The organism is Dyadobacter sp. CY261 (assembly GCF_021440085.1).
In the GTDB taxonomy this organism is placed as follows: Bacteria; Bacteroidota; Bacteroidia; order Cytophagales; family Spirosomataceae; genus Dyadobacter.
This window is the reverse complement of the sequence record NZ_JAKCPW010000002.1, coordinates 130,250-147,084: the sequence shown is the minus strand read 5'-3', so window position 1 is coordinate 147,084 and position 16,835 is coordinate 130,250. Positions and strand designations below refer to the sequence as shown.

13 protein-coding genes are annotated in these 16,835 nt (G+C 47.9%); 4 read left to right on the top strand and 9 right to left on the bottom strand.

The window, feature by feature from the left end:
- Positions 1–48: 48 nt before the first annotated feature.
- The 6 genes from LZD49_RS07945 to LZD49_RS07920 form a co-directional block, all read right to left on the bottom strand.
- The gene (locus LZD49_RS07945; RefSeq protein ID WP_234666810.1) at positions 49–912 is read right to left on the bottom strand and encodes a hypothetical protein; all 864 of its coding nucleotides are present in this window, start codon (positions 910–912) and stop codon (positions 49–51) included.
- Between the two features lie 88 nt (positions 913–1,000).
- Complete coding sequence (locus tag LZD49_RS07940; RefSeq protein ID WP_234666809.1) at positions 1,001–2,431, bottom strand: ATP-binding protein; 1,431 nt, start codon at positions 2,429–2,431, stop codon at positions 1,001–1,003.
- A 22-nt stretch (positions 2,432–2,453) separates the two neighbouring features.
- Positions 2,454–3,914: a sigma-54 dependent transcriptional regulator gene (locus tag LZD49_RS07935; RefSeq protein WP_234666808.1), complete on the bottom strand. Its 1,461-nt coding sequence runs from the start codon at positions 3,912–3,914 to the stop codon at positions 2,454–2,456.
- Positions 3,915–3,945: 31 nt separating this feature from the next.
- Positions 3,946–5,388: an RNA polymerase factor sigma-54 gene (rpoN, locus tag LZD49_RS07930; protein ID WP_255720963.1), complete on the bottom strand. Its 1,443-nt coding sequence runs from the start codon at positions 5,386–5,388 to the stop codon at positions 3,946–3,948.
- 474 nt (positions 5,389–5,862) lie between these two features.
- A complete protein-coding gene (locus tag LZD49_RS07925; protein ID WP_234666806.1) occupies positions 5,863–6,174 on the bottom strand; it encodes a hypothetical protein in 312 nt (103 codons plus the stop codon).
- 10 nt (positions 6,175–6,184) lie between these two features.
- The gene (locus LZD49_RS07920; RefSeq protein ID WP_234666805.1) at positions 6,185–6,469 is read right to left on the bottom strand and encodes a YtxH domain-containing protein; all 285 of its coding nucleotides are present in this window, start codon (positions 6,467–6,469) and stop codon (positions 6,185–6,187) included.
- A gap of 353 nt (positions 6,470–6,822) precedes the next feature.
- Here LZD49_RS07920 and LZD49_RS07915 point away from each other — a divergent pair, with 353 nt between their 5' ends.
- On the top strand, positions 6,823–7,200 hold the full coding sequence (locus tag LZD49_RS07915; protein ID WP_234666804.1) for a response regulator: 378 nt from the start codon (positions 6,823–6,825) through the stop codon (positions 7,198–7,200).
- 125 nt (positions 7,201–7,325) lie between these two features.
- Here LZD49_RS07915 and LZD49_RS07910 read toward each other — a convergent pair whose 3' ends face one another.
- From LZD49_RS07910 to pgmB, 3 genes are all read right to left on the bottom strand, one after another.
- Positions 7,326–9,602: a tetratricopeptide repeat protein gene (locus tag LZD49_RS07910; RefSeq protein ID WP_234666803.1), complete on the bottom strand. Its 2,277-nt coding sequence runs from the start codon at positions 9,600–9,602 to the stop codon at positions 7,326–7,328.
- Positions 9,603–9,741: 139 nt separating this feature from the next.
- Positions 9,742–12,057 carry a glycoside hydrolase family 65 protein gene (locus LZD49_RS07905; RefSeq protein WP_234666802.1) on the bottom strand — a complete coding sequence of 772 codons (2,316 nt, stop codon included), beginning with the start codon at positions 12,055–12,057 and terminating at the stop codon, positions 9,742–9,744.
- Complete coding sequence (gene pgmB, locus LZD49_RS07900) at positions 12,054–12,704, bottom strand: beta-phosphoglucomutase (RefSeq protein ID WP_234666801.1); 651 nt, start codon at positions 12,702–12,704, stop codon at positions 12,054–12,056. The genes LZD49_RS07905 and pgmB overlap by 4 nt, the downstream gene beginning before the upstream one ends.
- 133 nt (positions 12,705–12,837) lie before the next feature.
- Between pgmB and LZD49_RS07895 the strand changes: the two genes are divergently transcribed.
- The 3 genes from LZD49_RS07895 to LZD49_RS07885 all read left to right on the top strand — a co-directional run bounded on the left by LZD49_RS07895 (position 12,838) and on the right by LZD49_RS07885 (position 16,619).
- The gene (locus tag LZD49_RS07895) at positions 12,838–14,577 is read left to right on the top strand and encodes an alpha-amylase family protein (RefSeq protein WP_234666800.1); all 1,740 of its coding nucleotides are present in this window, start codon (positions 12,838–12,840) and stop codon (positions 14,575–14,577) included.
- Positions 14,578–14,713: 136 nt separating this feature from the next.
- Positions 14,714–15,532 (top strand): N-acetylmuramoyl-L-alanine amidase-like domain-containing protein, encoded by an 819-nt coding sequence (locus tag LZD49_RS07890; protein ID WP_234666799.1) that lies wholly within the window; start codon positions 14,714–14,716, stop codon positions 15,530–15,532.
- Positions 15,533–15,539: 7 nt separating this feature from the next.
- Entirely contained in the window at positions 15,540–16,619 is a 1,080-nt protein-coding gene (locus LZD49_RS07885; RefSeq protein ID WP_234666798.1) for a mechanosensitive ion channel family protein, read from the top strand.
- The last annotated feature ends 216 nt before the right edge of the window (positions 16,620–16,835 follow it).

Sequence of the window (16,835 nt, the reverse complement as noted above, 5' to 3'; positions counted from 1 at the left end):
AAGTGCGCTCAGGGTGACAAGTCAATTATGCTTCAAGACAAGGGGCCACTATATTTTACCGCTGTTGTGGCCTAGCGGGGAGAAGTCGTAACCGATATGAAAAACATAGCGCAGCGAAATGCCAAAATTCCAGCCTGTGCCGTCACCTTCGATCTGCGCCCGCTGCGTTTCCACGCCATTCACTTTGTACACCAAATCGGTCGTGATCGATTTGCCCATTCCCCATTGTTTTCTGGCAAAAAGCGATAGGTCGATAGATTTCGCAACCTTGATCACATACTCCGCAGAAGCTTCCACCAGTCCTGTCATCGACTTGCTGATATGGGTATCACTCGACATGTAGAGCGTATCGACACCCGATCTCCGCCCTCTTTCCCGATAGCCCGAAAATTCCATGAAATCTCGGGCCCTTCCTGAGTTCGGGATCAGTCCGGCACCGGCGCCAATCCAGAATGCAGATTTTCGAATGGAAGGTTTTCTAAAAAGCAGCCGCATCTTGCCACGCAGGACCAGGTTGTTTTTATCGTTTTCCATCTGATAACTAAGCGGATTATCACCATAGATCAGTAAAACGTTGTGAATGGCTGAACGGTCGTAAGCGAGCTCGATATTCCATTGCTCTTTAAAAATCCAACCCGCCGAAACGCCCCAAGCCGACACCGTGGGTGACTGCGTGCCGATCAGGCCGTCGAAGTCAGCACTGATCGTGTTTTTGTCGTTTCTGACAAACCCGTCTACTCCAACATACCAGCGGTCGCGGACTTTTACATCTCCGAATTGTTTAAGTAATGATTCGGTATTGTAAGGCTTCGAGCCGATTGGTTTGGTATAAATCTTCCGGTAATAATCGGCGTCCTGGGCCCGGACGTGAAGAAAGAGGCATAGAAAGAGGAAAGTAAAAATGGGTTTCATGGGAGAGCGCCGGTTTTTTTCTTCCCTTACGCGCGTCACTCTCCGATCGTTGCATGGAAAAAGCCGCCATGGCCTCCACCGTCCGCGATTATTTACTGATTTGGAAACTAATGGTAAACGTAGTCCCTACCCCGACTTGCGACTCCACATCTATTCGCCCGTGGTGGGCATGAATAATGCTCATGGTAGTGGACAAACCGATACCCATCCCATTATTTTTCCCGGTGAAATAGGGCTCGAATATCTTGTCCATATGCTCCTCGCTAATACCGGCACCGTTATCGGAAAACAGGACCTGTATCAGGTCGCCATGCCCTCTTGTGCTGATTCTAAGTATTCCCTTGTCCTCTTCCATTGCCTCGATGGCATTGGTAATAAGATTCAGGAAAGCCATTTGCAACGAAACACGGTCCAGTGGTATCACCAGTTCGTCCTCAGCGAACTCATTGACGATCTGTATTCTTTTGAGCTGCACCCGGTCCAAAGCTGCGCTGATCGCCTGACTGAGTACCGAATGTACCGAGCTTTCGATCAGTTCAAGGTCTTCCGATGTAGAAGGTTGGAGCAACTGGGTGATGAGGTCGTTGATACGTGTGCAGTTACGCTTGATGATTTGTGTGTAAAACTTCTGGTCTTCATCGGTAAGCTCCATTTCGAGCTGCTCCGCCGAAAGGTTCACATTCGTAAGCGGGTTGCGAACCTCGTGCGCCAGCATGCGTACAAGCCGGCCGGTAACCGCCATCTTTTCAGAGAATAACCTTTCTTTTTCTGATTGCTTGCGGGCCGTCATGTCATGAAGCCGCCCCTGGATATACGGATGGTCGTCGTCAACCTCTACCGAAGCGGAAAACAGGCAGTACTTCCTTTCGCCGTCCTTTGGCAGCAGTCGTACTTCATGGTCGTGGATCGGTTGATATGTAATATCTTGCCACAAAGCGGTAAAATGAGGATCTTCCACCAGCTCCGTTATTTTTTTTTCTTTCAATTGCTCACCCGAATAACCCGTCATGCCGCTAGCCGAGTCATTAAAATCAATGATATTGCCTTCCGGATCGCAAATGAATAGAAAATCACTGGATTCTTCGAAAACCCGACGGTAGCGTCGTTCGCTGTGGCGCAAGGCTTTCAAAACGGAAGTCCGTTCCAATGCGTAACGGATACTTCTTTCGAGCTTTTCGGCGTCAAGTTCACTTTTAATCAGGTAATCGGCCGCTCCCAGCCGTAAGGCCTCAACTGCGATCTTGGTATCGCCCTTACCTGTTAGCAGGATGATCGGCTCTTCGCAATCGAATCTGCATGCAAGTTCAATCAGGTCAATACCAGTACTTTCTCCGAGGAGGTAGTCGAACAGGTACAGGTCAAACTTGTTATCCTTAATCTGTGTCTCCGCTTCCTTAAAAGTAGCGCACCATGTAATGTCGAACTTCCAGTTGACAAGATCCTGGAAATACTCCCGGGTCAGGAAGTAATCGTCCTCATCGTCATCCACCAACAATACCCGGATCAGTTTATTATTCATTCCGCACTAGCTGTTCCGGTGGTCAGATATCGAATTGTTTCATTTTGTTGTAGAGTGTCTTCCGGTCAATATTCAGCAAACGCGCAGCTTTGCTTTTGTTGAAATTAACATCACGGAGCACCTGCATGATCATATCGTATTCCGCCTCGTTGGCGACGGTTTTCAGGCTGGGCTTGGATTCTTCTCCGTCGGTAAAGTCGGTCGCCGAAGATGAAACCGAAGCGCTCGCGGAAGCGGGTTCGTCGTCAAGGTCCTTTAACCGCTTATAGTTAACGATCTCGAACGGCAAAGCCTTTTCCTCGATCAGCTCACCGTCGGAAAGCAGCGTCGCACGCTTGATCACGTTTTTCAGCTCGCGCAAGTTACCCGGCCACGAGTAGCTCAGAAAATCGCTTTTAACGTCCTCTGAAAACCCTTTCACATTCTTGCCCAATTCCACATTGGTTGTATCCAGAAAAGCACCTGCAAAAAGCATCAGATCATCCCTGCGATTGCGTAATGCCGGCACTTCGATCGTAAATTCGTTGAAGCGATAGTAAAGATCTTCCCGGAACTTGCCGTTTTTCGCCGACTCCAGCAAACGCTCATTACTCGCGACAATGATGCGCACATCCAGATCGATCTCTTTGGATCCGCCAATCCGGCGCATTTTACGTTCCTGCACCACACGCAACAAGGCTACCTGGATTTCATACGAAAGGTTGGAAACCTCATCCAGGAAAAGCGTTCCGCCATTGGCCAGTTCGAAATGTCCTATTTTTGTCTGTAACGCACCGGTAAAGGATCCTTTTTCGTGCCCAAACAACTCGCTGCCAGCCAATTCTTTCGAAATGGCACCACAGTCCATCGCAACAAAAGGCATATCCTTCCGTTTCGAACGGTTGTGAATTTCCTGGGCGATTGCCTCTTTGCCCGAGCCGCTTTCGCCGTAAATGATGACGCTGAAATTGGTCGGGGCTACCAGATCAACCTGCTTGAAGAGGTTATCCGAAACGTCGCTATTACCCATCACATAGCCCGCCTTGGTGCGTAACAGGCTTTTACGGGTCGATTTCACCGGTTCAGCACTACCATCGGAAGAAGTCGGAGCAATATATTGCTGATCGTCGTTTTGCGCTGCCTCGGCATCCGCAATCGCCTTTTTGACGGTGACCAGAATTTCGTCGGGGAAAAGTGGCTTGGTAATGTAGTCGTAAGCGCCCAACTTCATGACATTGACTGCTACTTTAATATCAGAATAACCCGTGATAATCAGTACCGGAACATTCGGTCTTTTGGATTTGATGGCTGTCAACAGTTCAGTGCCTGTAATATCACCCAGTCTGAAATCGGTCATGACCAAATCCGGCGAAATGGATTCGATCAATGCAAGACCATCCTTGCCATTCTGGGCTGTTTCTACTATAAAATCATTCTTTGATAAAAAACGCTTCAAAAGGAAGCAAATATCCGCTTCATCATCTACAACAACTATTTTTTTCATGCCGGGTAAAAGGGCTTTAACTTGGTTCATTTTAAATAGTAACTCTTAACCTCGCGGTGGGTATATTTAGTTGCTCGCGGTATTTGGCTACCGTTCTCCTTGCAACGGAATAGCCTTTTTCTGCAAGCATATCTGTGATCTGTTGGTCGTTATACGGGTGGCGTTTGTCTTCGTCTACCACTATCTCACGGATCGCCTCCTGGATTTCCCGGTTCGACACCTCGGTTCCGTCCTCATTCGTCACTCCTTCGGTGAACAGATCTTTTAGCAGCACGATACCGAATGGTGTCTGCACGTATTTGTTGGTCGTTACTCTAGATACGGTAGAAATATCCATATCGATTATCTCGGCAACGTCTTTCAGGATCATCGGACGAAGCTTTTTGATATCGCCCGTCTGGAAATAGTCATATTGCAGCCTTACGATTGCTTTCAGCGTATTGAGCATCGTATTCTCGCGTTGCTTAATCGCGTCAATAAACCATTTGGCCGAGTTCATCTTGTTTTTGAGAAACTGGTTGGTGGCCTTATCCCGCTTCTCCTCTGCCATTTGGGTAAATACCTTGTTTAGCTTCAATGCAGGGCTGTTACCCCAGGTAAGCTGCACTTCAATCTCCCCATCCTCGGTGTACCAGAGCATAAAGTCTGGCTTGATGCTTTCATTTACGATAGAGTCGTTACGCAGCCCCGATGCCGGTTTGGGATTAAGCGTTGTAATGAGTTGTATCGCCTTTTTCAGCGATTCTTCATCCAGCCCCGTGATCCGCATAATCTTATCATAATTACGCGAACCCAACTCATCAAATGCATCAGAAACGATCTTGTACGACCATTTCCAGACATCGTTCTGATTTTCCAAACGGTTGAGCTGGATGAGAAGACACTCCCTCAAACCACTGGCCGCGATGCCCGGCGGGTCCAACTGCTGGATGACTTTCAGCATTGTATTCACTTCCTCGGTGTCGATAAACATGCTGTTCGCAAATGAAATATCGTCCGCAATCACATCGCTTTCCCGCCGTAAAAACCCGTCCTCATCAAGCGAGTCGAGGATGAAGTCCGCGATTAACTGCTGACGTTCATCCAGTTGCAGAAAGTGTACCTGCTGTTTAAGATCATCCCTGAATGAGATGGTCTCCACCATCGGCCTTGTATATAATTCGTTATCTGCCGACTGATTGTTTGCATACGTTTTATAGTCTGGAATGTCGTCGTCCCTGAACTCATCCCAATCATAATAATCTTGTACTGAACTGTCTTCTCCGCCCGATGAAAGATCTGCGTCGTCAAACTCTTCCGGCGCATCTTCTGATGTACTCTCTTCTTTCCCCTCTTCCAACACAGGGTTTTCTTCCAATTCTTCCTTAATCCTTTGTTCAAGCTCCATTGTGGTCAGGTGCAGTAAATTCAGCATCTGAATTTGCAAGGGAGAGTATTTTAATGTCTGTCTCTGCGTCTGCGTCTGTCTTTGCATATAGCAACTAAGGGTAAAATTTAAATATTCTTGGTGCTTTAAATTTACGATTCTTTATCCAATCTTAACTCAACGAATAGGCGCATAACCGAAGATTGCGTAGTTATTTCCACATACTGAGTATTATAATTCGGAATGTAGCGCGAATCCCCATTTCAAAACGCCTTCTTTACCGCCATAGACAGCATTCGCAACCTTACAAACAACTCATTTAGGTACCCATACAAGTTTTACCGTTGCCCCTCCGACCCAGTTTGCACCCCGCCCCATCTGATTGAAAATCAAACGATACCGCTATTTTTTTTGAACGTCCAGCTCCGAATTTTCAGATGCAGGGACTACCTCTCTGCGGCTCGCATTACACCGCTTGCTATGGTGAGTATAGACTATACGAAATGCAAAACCCTTGCCGACCCATAAACGACAAAACCCTCCGAATGGGGAGGGTTTTGATAGTCAGTTCATATGCGCCGGTCAGGCAGGCTGTAATGGCTCGTCGTCGGTCGCCTTTTTAACCCAGTACAACCCTTTCAGTAACAGCTCCCTGCCTTCTTCTACGCCATACTTCATAATAACCTTCTCGATAAGCAGTGGGGCAACTACATTAAGCGGCACCGGCAGTCGCCTTAGCGCCGTGCGGGCTAATATGGCACCCAGGCCAATTTCGGCCCCGCGGCCCGCAACACCGCCAGGACCCGCTGCCATGAGGTCTTTGAAGTAATCGACCGTATCTGAAACGGATATTTTTGCTTTCTCCGGCTTGGTTTGATCATTCGTCGATTCCATCCATTCTGAATTAAAGGTTTCCTACCTGTGCCCGTGCGGAATCAACATATTCTTCGGCCTTGCCGGTAGCCTCATCGGCGTATGACTTTCCGTCCTTTTTAAGATCGGCTACCACGTCGGTCGCTTTGGCTTTACTTTTCTCCAAGGCAGCGATCAGATCACCCGCTAGGCTGTTCGTTTTCTTTCTAAGCTTCTTGATAGTCTTCTTACTGTCTTCGGGTGCAACGAGCAGTCCGATTACAACGCCGGCTACCGCCGCCCCTACTATCCCAAGGATGATTTTATTTGCTGACATAACTTACTCGATTTATGTGGATCATTTGGTTCTTTCTGGAATTGACGAAAATCCTGTACCAAACGCACAGTTCAATCCTTCTTTCACACACTAAACTAGCAATGAATACATTATAGAGAAAGCATAAGTGTCAGAAATATTCTACTGCGGACCCCGATTGTAAAATTAACGCCCTATTCGGTGTAAAAATGTTACATACCGGATAAGCAGAAAATCGGCCTTCATCTTCCCATATGGCAGGATTATTGCCTAATCCTCACAAAGGTTATTCATATATCCAAAACGCTACCTGATAGCGCCGGGATAATACCTCCACTACCGATGGCTGAAATTATTACTTCTCACACAGCGCTATGAAAATTGTTATTATTGAAGATGAAAGGGATTTGGGAGTGCTGATGCGCAATTTTCTAGTAAGGCAACTGAATATTAAAACACCCGAGGGTTCGATCAGGGTAGTTGCTTCTTTGACAGAGGGTTTGGAGTGCGTACGGGATATGTGTCCCGATTGGATATTCATTGACAATAACTTACCGGATGGAAAAGGCGTTGAAGCCATTATGAATATACGCGAAGTTCATCCCAGCAAACGCGCAAAGGTAGTTATGATGAGTGCCATGACTAACCTGAGAGATGAAGCATTCCGAAATGGTGCAGATTTCTTTCTTGACAAGCCGATCAGTTTTGTAGAAGTCAAGAATATCTTCACAAAGCTCAATGGTGAAGCATGAATCGAAGTCTTCGGCATTTGAGTAAAATAGTGGAAAAACTTACATCAATTGGGGATTACTCCCGATCGGTAGTGGAAAACTTTACTCAAATCGCAGAATGTTGTGGGTTAAGTGCCAGTTAACTTCTAAAATAGTATAGGGCATTTCGTACCTGACCGTCCCCGCACACCGGGCATCCTGACTTTTTGGCTGTGATACCGAACGTGCTTTTTCTTGCTGCCATCAGTCTTCTTCTTTTCGTAGGCAATCAATTTAAAATCATATTCAGGAATGAAATAATCTTCCTGATATTCCGCTACCGGCAACGGCATGTAATGCCTGCCCGGAAAGCTCAACACGTCATAGTCGTAGTCGTAGAGGTAAATTGTCACAAAGCCGTCGCGACTGTATTTGATCCCGATGTCGGAAAAAGGGCTGTTTTCATCAGATGACGCAACAAGCCGCATCATTTCCTTTTGCTTGCCCTTCACGAGTACCGTCATGTTGTATTGAAAAACGCGGTGCAACGAATCGATCTGGATGGCAATGCCAAGGTAATATTTCGCGTCTTTGAGCCGCTCCTGGCCAGCATACATTACCGCCGTGTTATTGAGTGCACTTTTATCCTGATAATTCTGGTAGCTCAACTTCGCATCGTCGAAGCGTTCCATATAACGGTACACATTCCCTTGATTTACATTGTAGAACTTGCGACCTGGTGCGGCGGCCATAGCAAGTTTGAAATCCTCAAAAGCACCATCGTAACGGGCATTTGCTTCGTTAACCTGATGCTTCTGAGCGTGGCGGTTCCCAATGTACGCCTGCACGATCCCATGGTTGTTATGGAGGAAGGGTAATTCCGGCTTTTCACGAACAAGACTGTCGAAAACAGACATGGATTTATCGAGCTGGTCGTTTTCAAGCAACACGATCCCCCAACCGTTTTGGGCATTGACGTTTGCCGGATTTAATGAGACGGCCTTTTTGAAAACCTGATAGCCCTTTTTGAACATGTCGAAATGCAGCAGCAGGTTTCCATAGTTGCTCCACATCAAATCATAACCTTGTTCAAATTGCAATGCCTTGGCCAGGTACTGCCCAGCCTCAGAATATCTCTTTTGGTCGATCATAATGCCGCTCAATCCGGCCAGTGCTTCATATCGTGCCGGATCGAGTTTGATGGCTTTCTGAAAGTCCTCCTGAGCCTGCGCGCCTTGTTTCAGGTAATATTCCGAAAAGGCTTTGGTTACAAACAGATCAGCGAAGAATGTGTTATCCTCATTGAGCGCCTTTTCGCCTTTTTTGAAGTCTTTCAGCGCCAGATCATATTTTTTCTGACCATAATTGGCCACCGCGCGGCCGAGATATGCGGGCAAATAGGTCGAATCTTTTTTGAGAACACGATCGAAGAGGGTAAACGCAGTCTGATACTCGTGCTTGGAAAGGTGGGTATTTGCAATGCCCGACTGCAATGCAGGTGTTTCGCGTTTCAAAGTGGAAGCCAGCTTATAGTAGCGTTGTGCCTCGCTGATTTGTTTAAGTCCATAGGAGGAATGCGCCATTCCGAGATAGGCGTCGCCACGGAAAGTCCGGTCGTCGCTTTCGAGGTATTTTTCAAAAACAGCTTTCGCCATTCCGAACTGGTTTAGCGATAAGAGCGCGTTCGCATAGCGGATCTGTGCCTTCGGATGAGTGCGCGCCACTTTTTCAAAATCCTTCACAGCCCGCTTTTCATTGCCGGTGCGCATCAGGATGTCACCGCGCTGCAAGCGGTAGGCCATTTCGTCCTTTTGACGGATCGCAGCGGTAATCTCATCGACTGCCTCTTCCATTCTCCCACCGTATTTGTGGGCCATCCCTACATTAAAATTCCATTTACCCCCTGTGTTTTTAGCCGAGTTATCACTTGCGAACCCGGCCGCTTCCTGGTACTTTTTCTGCTTACCAAACGACACCAACGTGTTCAGTTTAGCTTCCGAATTACCCGGTGCATCGGCAAAATCATCGCGGGCCGCTGCAAACTTGCCCGAAAGCAATGCAAACAACCCCCGGTTGTACTGCATGTGCGGATCGAGCCCAGCCAGATTCAGCTCTTCCATGATGTGCAATGCTTTCTGATAGTTCCCCGTAAGGGCCAGGATCACCGCCTCGTTGTTCATTCGCTGTACCGAATCCGATGGCTGGAATGCCAGCTTATGATAGGCGGCATAAGCGGCTTGAAGGTTCCTGACGCCTCGCTGGTACTCTTCACCACGAAGCAATGCAGGACTATTTTCTTCGAATGATTTATTAAAAACAGGTAGAAGTTCTTTTACAATTCGCTGACACTCACTAAAATCCTGAGCTGATACCTGCTGAGGCAACAACACCTTCAACATCAGCAACATACCTGTCATTACAAGTAAGTAGATTTTCTGTACCATGGGTGCGGTGAATGGCTCAAAAGATACTAACCTACAAGTAATCCAGGGAAATTACAATTATTGCTTTAACCGTTTGCTAAATTTCAGGATAAATATAATTTTTTAAATAAATATCATCATCTTAAGTAACTATTGGTAATTAAAGTTGCACCGAAGCAAGGGCATCGACAAACACCTTTTGATCATTAACCCAAACAGTGAGAGCGGTTTCGGAGGTATTTTCAATAGAAATAGATTGTTTTGACACCGTAACCTTCAACAGACTACCACGGAACCCGATCCTGAATGAATAACCCGCCCATTGTACCGGAATGTAAGGTTTGAATGTAAGCATACCGTCCTTCACACGCTGGCCCGCAAACCCTTTTACAACGCTCATCCAGGTTCCGGCCATCGAAGTAATATGCAATCCATCCTCGGTATCGTTGTTGTAATCGTCGAGATCGAGGCGGGCGGTGCGCAGGTACATTTCGTAAGCTTTCTCCCGCAATCCCAAACCCGCTGCCAGGATGGAGTGTACACAAGGCGAGAGCGAGGATTCGTGAACTGTCATCGGTTCATAGAACTCGAAATTGCGGCGGATAGTAGCTGCATCGAATTCGTGCTCGAAGAAATAGAGCCCTTGCAATACATCGGCCTGCTTGATAAAGCAGGAACGCAGAATCCGGTCCCATGACCAACGCTGATTGATGGGGCGCTGCGGGGCGATATCGGCGACGGTAAGCAGCTGTTTATCCAAAAAGCCCTGCTGCTGTAAAAACACCTGTCGGGTTTCATCAAACGGGTAATGCATATTGTCGACAATATGCTTCCAATCGGCCAGCTCGGTATTGAGTTGCAGGTTTGTACGAAAAATCACCTCGTTCAGTTTCCGGGAATCCTCTTTCCACAACTTGTCGATCACTTCCAACGTGTAACGGAGCGTCCAGCAGGCGATGTAGTTGGTGTACCAGTTATTGTTGACGTTGTTCTCGTACTCATTCGGCCCGGTGACGCCCAGCATCACATACTGCCCCTTATCCTCCGACCAGTTGATGCGTTGTTTCCAGAACCGTGAAATGCCGATCAGGACATCCAAACCCCAATCATTAACATAGCTTTCGTCGCCCGTATACCTCGTGTAGTCGTAAATGGCGTACGCTATTGCCCCGTTCCGGTGAATTTCCTCGAATGTAATTTCCCATTCATTATGGCATTCCTCCCCATTCATGGTTACCATCGGATAAAGCGCCGCTCCATCGGTAAAACCGAGCTTGGCCGCATTCTCGATCGCCTTTTGCAGATGTTTGTAACGGTAAACCAGCAAGTTGCGGGCTACTTTGTCATCAGCCGTCGAGAGGTAAAATGGAATGCAATAGGCTTCCGTATCCCAATAAGTGCTGCCGCCATATTTTTCACCTGTAAAGCCTTTCGGACCGATATTCAGGCGCTCGTCTTCGCCTGTGTAGGTTTGTCCCAAATGGAAGATATTAAAGCGGATACCCTGCTGGGCCGCTACATCGCCAGCGATAGTAATGTCGTTTTTTTCCCATTTTCCTGCCCAGGCAGCCGCCTGTTCTGCATACATACGGTCGAAGCCCTTCTCCGCAATGCGTGTAACGTAGGCCTTAGCTTTGGGAAGCAGTTCGTCGTGGGCATGGTTGGCCGACGAGAGGTTTACGGCATATTTATAAATTGTGACCTGCTGACCCTCCTTCACTTCCAGCTGCACTTTCCCATCGACGTATTTTTCGCGGGATGCGTGCTGCACGGTTGAGCTCACCGGCATTCCATTCAATCTAATATCAAATCTCATCCCAGTAGCGACGCGGAACTGCTCTACCTGATAAGGATTACTTTTCGTTTCTAATACAAGGTAGCCCTCCTGCCCCATGGCCTCGTGCGCTATACCATCCCAGAACGACTCATCATAATTTGAATCGCGGTTGCGGATATTGCCGTCGAGGAACGGGGTAATGGTGAAATGGTCAGTAAAATTGAGAGGGACCATGCTGTAAACGATCGCGGCGGATTCATCGTCGACCATGCTGCAAAAACGCTTGGAATAGATGCGCAATTTTTTCCCGCCGGCCAATGTGACAGTGGCTGTACGCTCGAGCACGCCCTCTTTCATATTCAGCACGCGACGGAATTCCTCGATTTTGCAGGTATTCATGTCCAGCACCTCGGTACCTATACGGATACCGATGCCCGTCCAGTTACAGGCGTTGAGTACCTTGGCAAAGTAGTTGGGATAGCCATTTTTCCACCAACCCACCCGTGTTTTGTCCGGGAAATAGACCCCTGCCACATAATTACCCAGGAGCGTTTTCCCCGAATATCCTTCCTCGAAATTGCCGCGCTGGCCCATCCGGCCGTTCCCGAGGCTCATCAGGCTTTCGGTGATTTCGTTGTGCTCAGGATGAAAGCCATCTTCTACGATGCTCCATTCATCGTGTGTAATATAGTTTTTCATGCGTTTTCCAATTGTGCTAAACCAAACCCTTCGAAACCGGGAACGACGATATCAGCCTCGGTAAGTACCGACGGTTCTCCGATGCCGACCGAGAACATTCCCGCCGCATTTGCCGACTGAATACCCGCCACCGCATCTTCAAACACGGCACAATGCTCCGGTGCAACTTTCAAATCGGACGCACCCATGAGGAAAACCTGCGGATCGGGCTTGCCTTTGGTAATGCGGGTACCGTCGACGATCGTATCGAAATAATGCAGCATATCGATTCTTTCAAGGATCACTTTCGCATTCTTGCTGGCCGATCCCAGGCCGCTCGGTATTTGATTCTGTTTAAGCTCATCCAGGAACTCGCGGACGCCGGGTAAGGCGTCGTCGGATGTCATTTGCATGCACAGTTCGAGGTAACGGGTATTTTTCACAGTGGCACGGTGGATTTTTTCATCTTCCGATAGTTCAACACCGCCGATGGACAATACGATTTCAAGCGATTCCATCCGGCTGATCCCTTTTAATCGTTCGTTTTCTTCGCGGGTCAGGTCAAAGCCGAGGTCCTGAGCCATTTCCCGCCAGGCTATATAATGGAACTGCGCAGTGTCGACGATTACACCGTCGAGATCAAAAAGGCAGGCTTGTATTGAGGGCATACATATCAAATTTAATATCTTGCAAAATAGTAAAAATTAGCAATTTGCAGCGCCAAGGGCCAAATACGGGGCATAGGACTAGCCCCACGTCGACGCGCAAGTATCATAAAAGACATCAAAAAACCAGCATAAAATGACCGCTGTCAATCAGGATAAATTCATTATATACCAAATATTTACACGTCTCTTCGGCAACCGAAATACGACTAATAAAGTTTACGGCACGATCGAAGAAAACGGTTCCGGGAAATTCAACGACATCGATGACGTAGCGCTCGGCGCATTGAAAGAATTCGGCGTCACGCACCTGTGGTATACAGGCGTGATTGAACATGCGACGCTCACCGATTACTCGCAATACGGCATCCATCCCGACCATCCGTTGATCGTGAAGGGCATTGCAGGTTCGCCATACGCAGTAAAGGATTATTACGACGTGGATCCCGACCTCGCGGTGGATGTCCCTAACCGCATGCAGGAGTTTCAGGACCTTGTGGCCCGAACCCACGCGCACGATTTGAAAGTAATCATTGATTTTATTCCCAATCACGTAGCAAGGCAATATTGGTCCGATATGCGGCCGGAAAGTATCCGGGATTTTGGGGAAGATGATGATCATACTGTCAGTTTCAATCCTGCCAATAACTTTTATTATATCCCTAACCACGACTTCGTGGTGCCGGAAGGCCACACTCCGCCGCTGCCCGTTGCCGCTCCTTACCATGAACGTCCCGCCAAAGCCACCGGTAACGATGTGTTCCAGGCACAGCCAAGCCAGTACGACTGGTACGAAACCATCAAGCTGAACTACGGCGTCGATTACCTCAATGGCCGCACCACGCACTTCGACCCCATCCCCTCGACCTGGCTCAAAATGAGGGATATTCTTATTTACTGGACACGAAAGGGTGTCGACGGATTCCGGTGCGATATGGCCGAAATGGTGCCGGTGGAATTCTGGGGCTGGGTGATCCCGGAAGTAAAGAAGGAAAACCCTGCGTTGATTTTCATCGCAGAGATTTACAACCCGTATGAATACCGCAATTACATCAATACCGGCAAGTTTGACTATTTGTATGACAAGGTCGGGCTATACAACTCACTGCGGCGGATTATAGAAGGCAACGGCACAGCCGAAGACATTACGCGGGTTTGGCAGCAGGAGTCCGGGGATTTTAGCGAACATATGCTCCGCTTCCTAGAAAACCACGACGAGCAGCGTATTGCCTCGCGGTATTTTGCGGGAAACCCGTGGACGTCCCTGCCCGCAATGGTTTTGAGCGCCACATTACATACCGGTCCGTTGATGATCTATTTTGGGCAGGAACTGGGCGTTGACCCTACCCAGCAGGAAGGCTTTCAGGGCGAGGACGGCCGTACAACCATTTTCGATTATTGGGGCGTACCCGAGTTACAGCAATGGGTGAATGATGGTAAATTCAATGAAGAATTGCTTTCGACTGAACAAAAAGCATTGCGCGATTATTACCGGAATCTCAATGCATTCGTGCTGAAAAACGAAGCTGTGTATGCAGGCGGATTCTATGATCTTCAATATGTGAATGTAGATGGCCAATCTGCCAATTACGACAAAACATTCATTTACAGCTATCTGAGATATACTGAGAAACAAAAATTGCTTTTTGTATACAATTTTAACGAATCGCGGAGCGTGGAAACGACGGTCAAGATACCGCAGGACGCCTGGACCAACGTGCTTAAACTGGGCAATACGGGTTTGTACAAATTGAAACCCGTTTTTCCTCCTGAAACAACCCAGGTGCAACTGCGGGCGGCTGAGATCACTTCTACCGGTGTCCACATGGAGCTTCCACCGATTTCGGTATTTGCTTTGGAGATCGTACCGAAATGATACTGCCTGTGGCCATGCAGGAAATTGCAAAAGGGGCTTTTGATCATTAATTTTACATGAATCCCGAATTTGTGGCCTATTTTGCCTTGCAAGTTTTCTTGACGCTAACGTACCCTGGTTTAAAAAGAAATTAAGTATGATCAGATTTGCAGTGCTTTCCATTTTGTTGCTGGCCTCTATTGTCTCCTTCGGGCAAGCCAGCCTGCAAAAGACCTTTGTGCAGAAAATGGAGCTACCCGCCAGTCCGGACATCGGGACACAGGTTTTGCGGGTCAGTGAGTCGTTCCTGGGAACGCCCTACGTGGCGGGTACGCTGGAAGGAAACCCGACCGAACGGCTGGTTTGCAAGTTCGACGGACTGGATTGTACCACATTGGTTGAAAGCGCGATTGCCCTGGCCGTAGCCAAAACTGAAAACTCTACATTCGAAGAATATAAGAACGAACTGACCAGGCTGCGTTACCGCGACGGGATCATCGACGGCTATCCGTCACGCCTGCATTACATTTTGGATTGGATGTACGAAAACCAGAAGCGCGGACGGCTAGAAGATATTACCGCGAAGGTTGGGGGTGTACCCTACGCCAAAGAGATTAACTTCATGACGACCCATGCCAATTTGTACCCGTCATTGGCAGCGAGTGAAGCATATGAAAAACTAAAAGAGCAAGAGGCAGCTATCAATTCGAGAGAACATAGCTACATTCCTAAAAGCGCAATCCAAAAGGCGGAACCGATGCTTCACGACGGCGACATCGTGGCGTTTACCTCATCGGTAGAAGGCCTGGATGTGAACCATATGGGCATTATTTCGAAAGTGGGTAGCCGTGCCTACCTGATCCACGCGTCGCTGACGGGCAAAAAAGTCATCATGACGAATGTCCCTCTGGCCGAATATGTCGCTTCTGTTCCAAAACATACGGGCATGATAGTCGCCCGGCTCAACGATATTTGAATAGTGAATGGATTTTAACGACCTGATTAATTACCGGAATTCCCCCTGGCTGTTGCTGTTGCTGAGCGGCACCCTTGGTTTGGTCATCAGCACAATCGTCATCAGTGCAATCAGAGTAACAGCATCGAGGAAAGAATGGAGTGCCTTGCGCGCGATCCGCGAAAATCTCACCAGTGTGCTGAATTTCTTCATACCGATCGTTCTGATCACCACTGCAGCGAAAGCTTATTCTTATTCCAATCCGCAATATGAATGGGTTTTCGCATTGAGCAAAACTACGCTGATCGGTATCACGACCTGGCTCATGGTCAGTATCGTCATTATCGTCGAAAAGGTCCTGATCGACAAGCTCGATTTCAACACACCCGACAATAACCAGGCGAGGCGGCTATTTACCAAGATCAAATTCATCAAACGCATTGTCGTGATCATGGTCGTCACGATCGGCGTCTCGATATTGTTGCTCAGTTTCGATAGTGTAAGGCAATATGGTGTCGGGATCCTCACCTCGGCCGGTATCGCGTCGGTAATTATCGGTTTCGCCGCGCAGAAATCGCTCGCTAACCTGATGGCCGGCATACAGATCGCATTTACCCAGCCCATCAAGATAGACGATGTGGTGATTGTGGAAGGCGAATGGGGCCGCATTGAGGAAATCAACCTTACTTATGTGGTCGTCAATATTTGGGACTTGCGGCGCATTGTTTTGCCCATTACCTATTTCATCGAAACACCTTTTCAGAACTGGACAAGAAATGACAGCGCATTAACCGGCGCAGCATTCTTCTATCTGAACTACTATACGCCTGTTGATAAGCTACGCGCAAAATTGAAGGAAATCCTCGAAAGCACTCCACTATGGGATGGCCGGACGTGGGCATTGCAAGTAACCGATACGCAAAATCAATTAATGGTAGTGCGGGCACTGATGTCGGCTCGGAATTCAAGTGAAACTTTCGATCTGCGCTGCTTGGTAAGAGAAAAACTCATCGAATTCATTGCGAATGAGCACCCTGAGGCCTTGCCGGCAACCCGCGTGGAAGAACCGGTCCAGATGAAATTCAAGCTGCCCGACGGGGGTATTTAAAAAATTGGCCTCCGGAATGTCCGAAGGCCAGTCTTTTCTTACTACTCACCTAACTCAATTTAACTCAATACAGTTTTTCTTTGATATTTTGACCCTTTCTTTCTACCGACCAGTTCATCTTGCTGCGAGATGAATGCTGGTAAAAAATGTGGGAATGAACGGCTGGAAATGTCTGCCAACTGGTGTAAACAGGAACGTACGATTTACACTACAAAG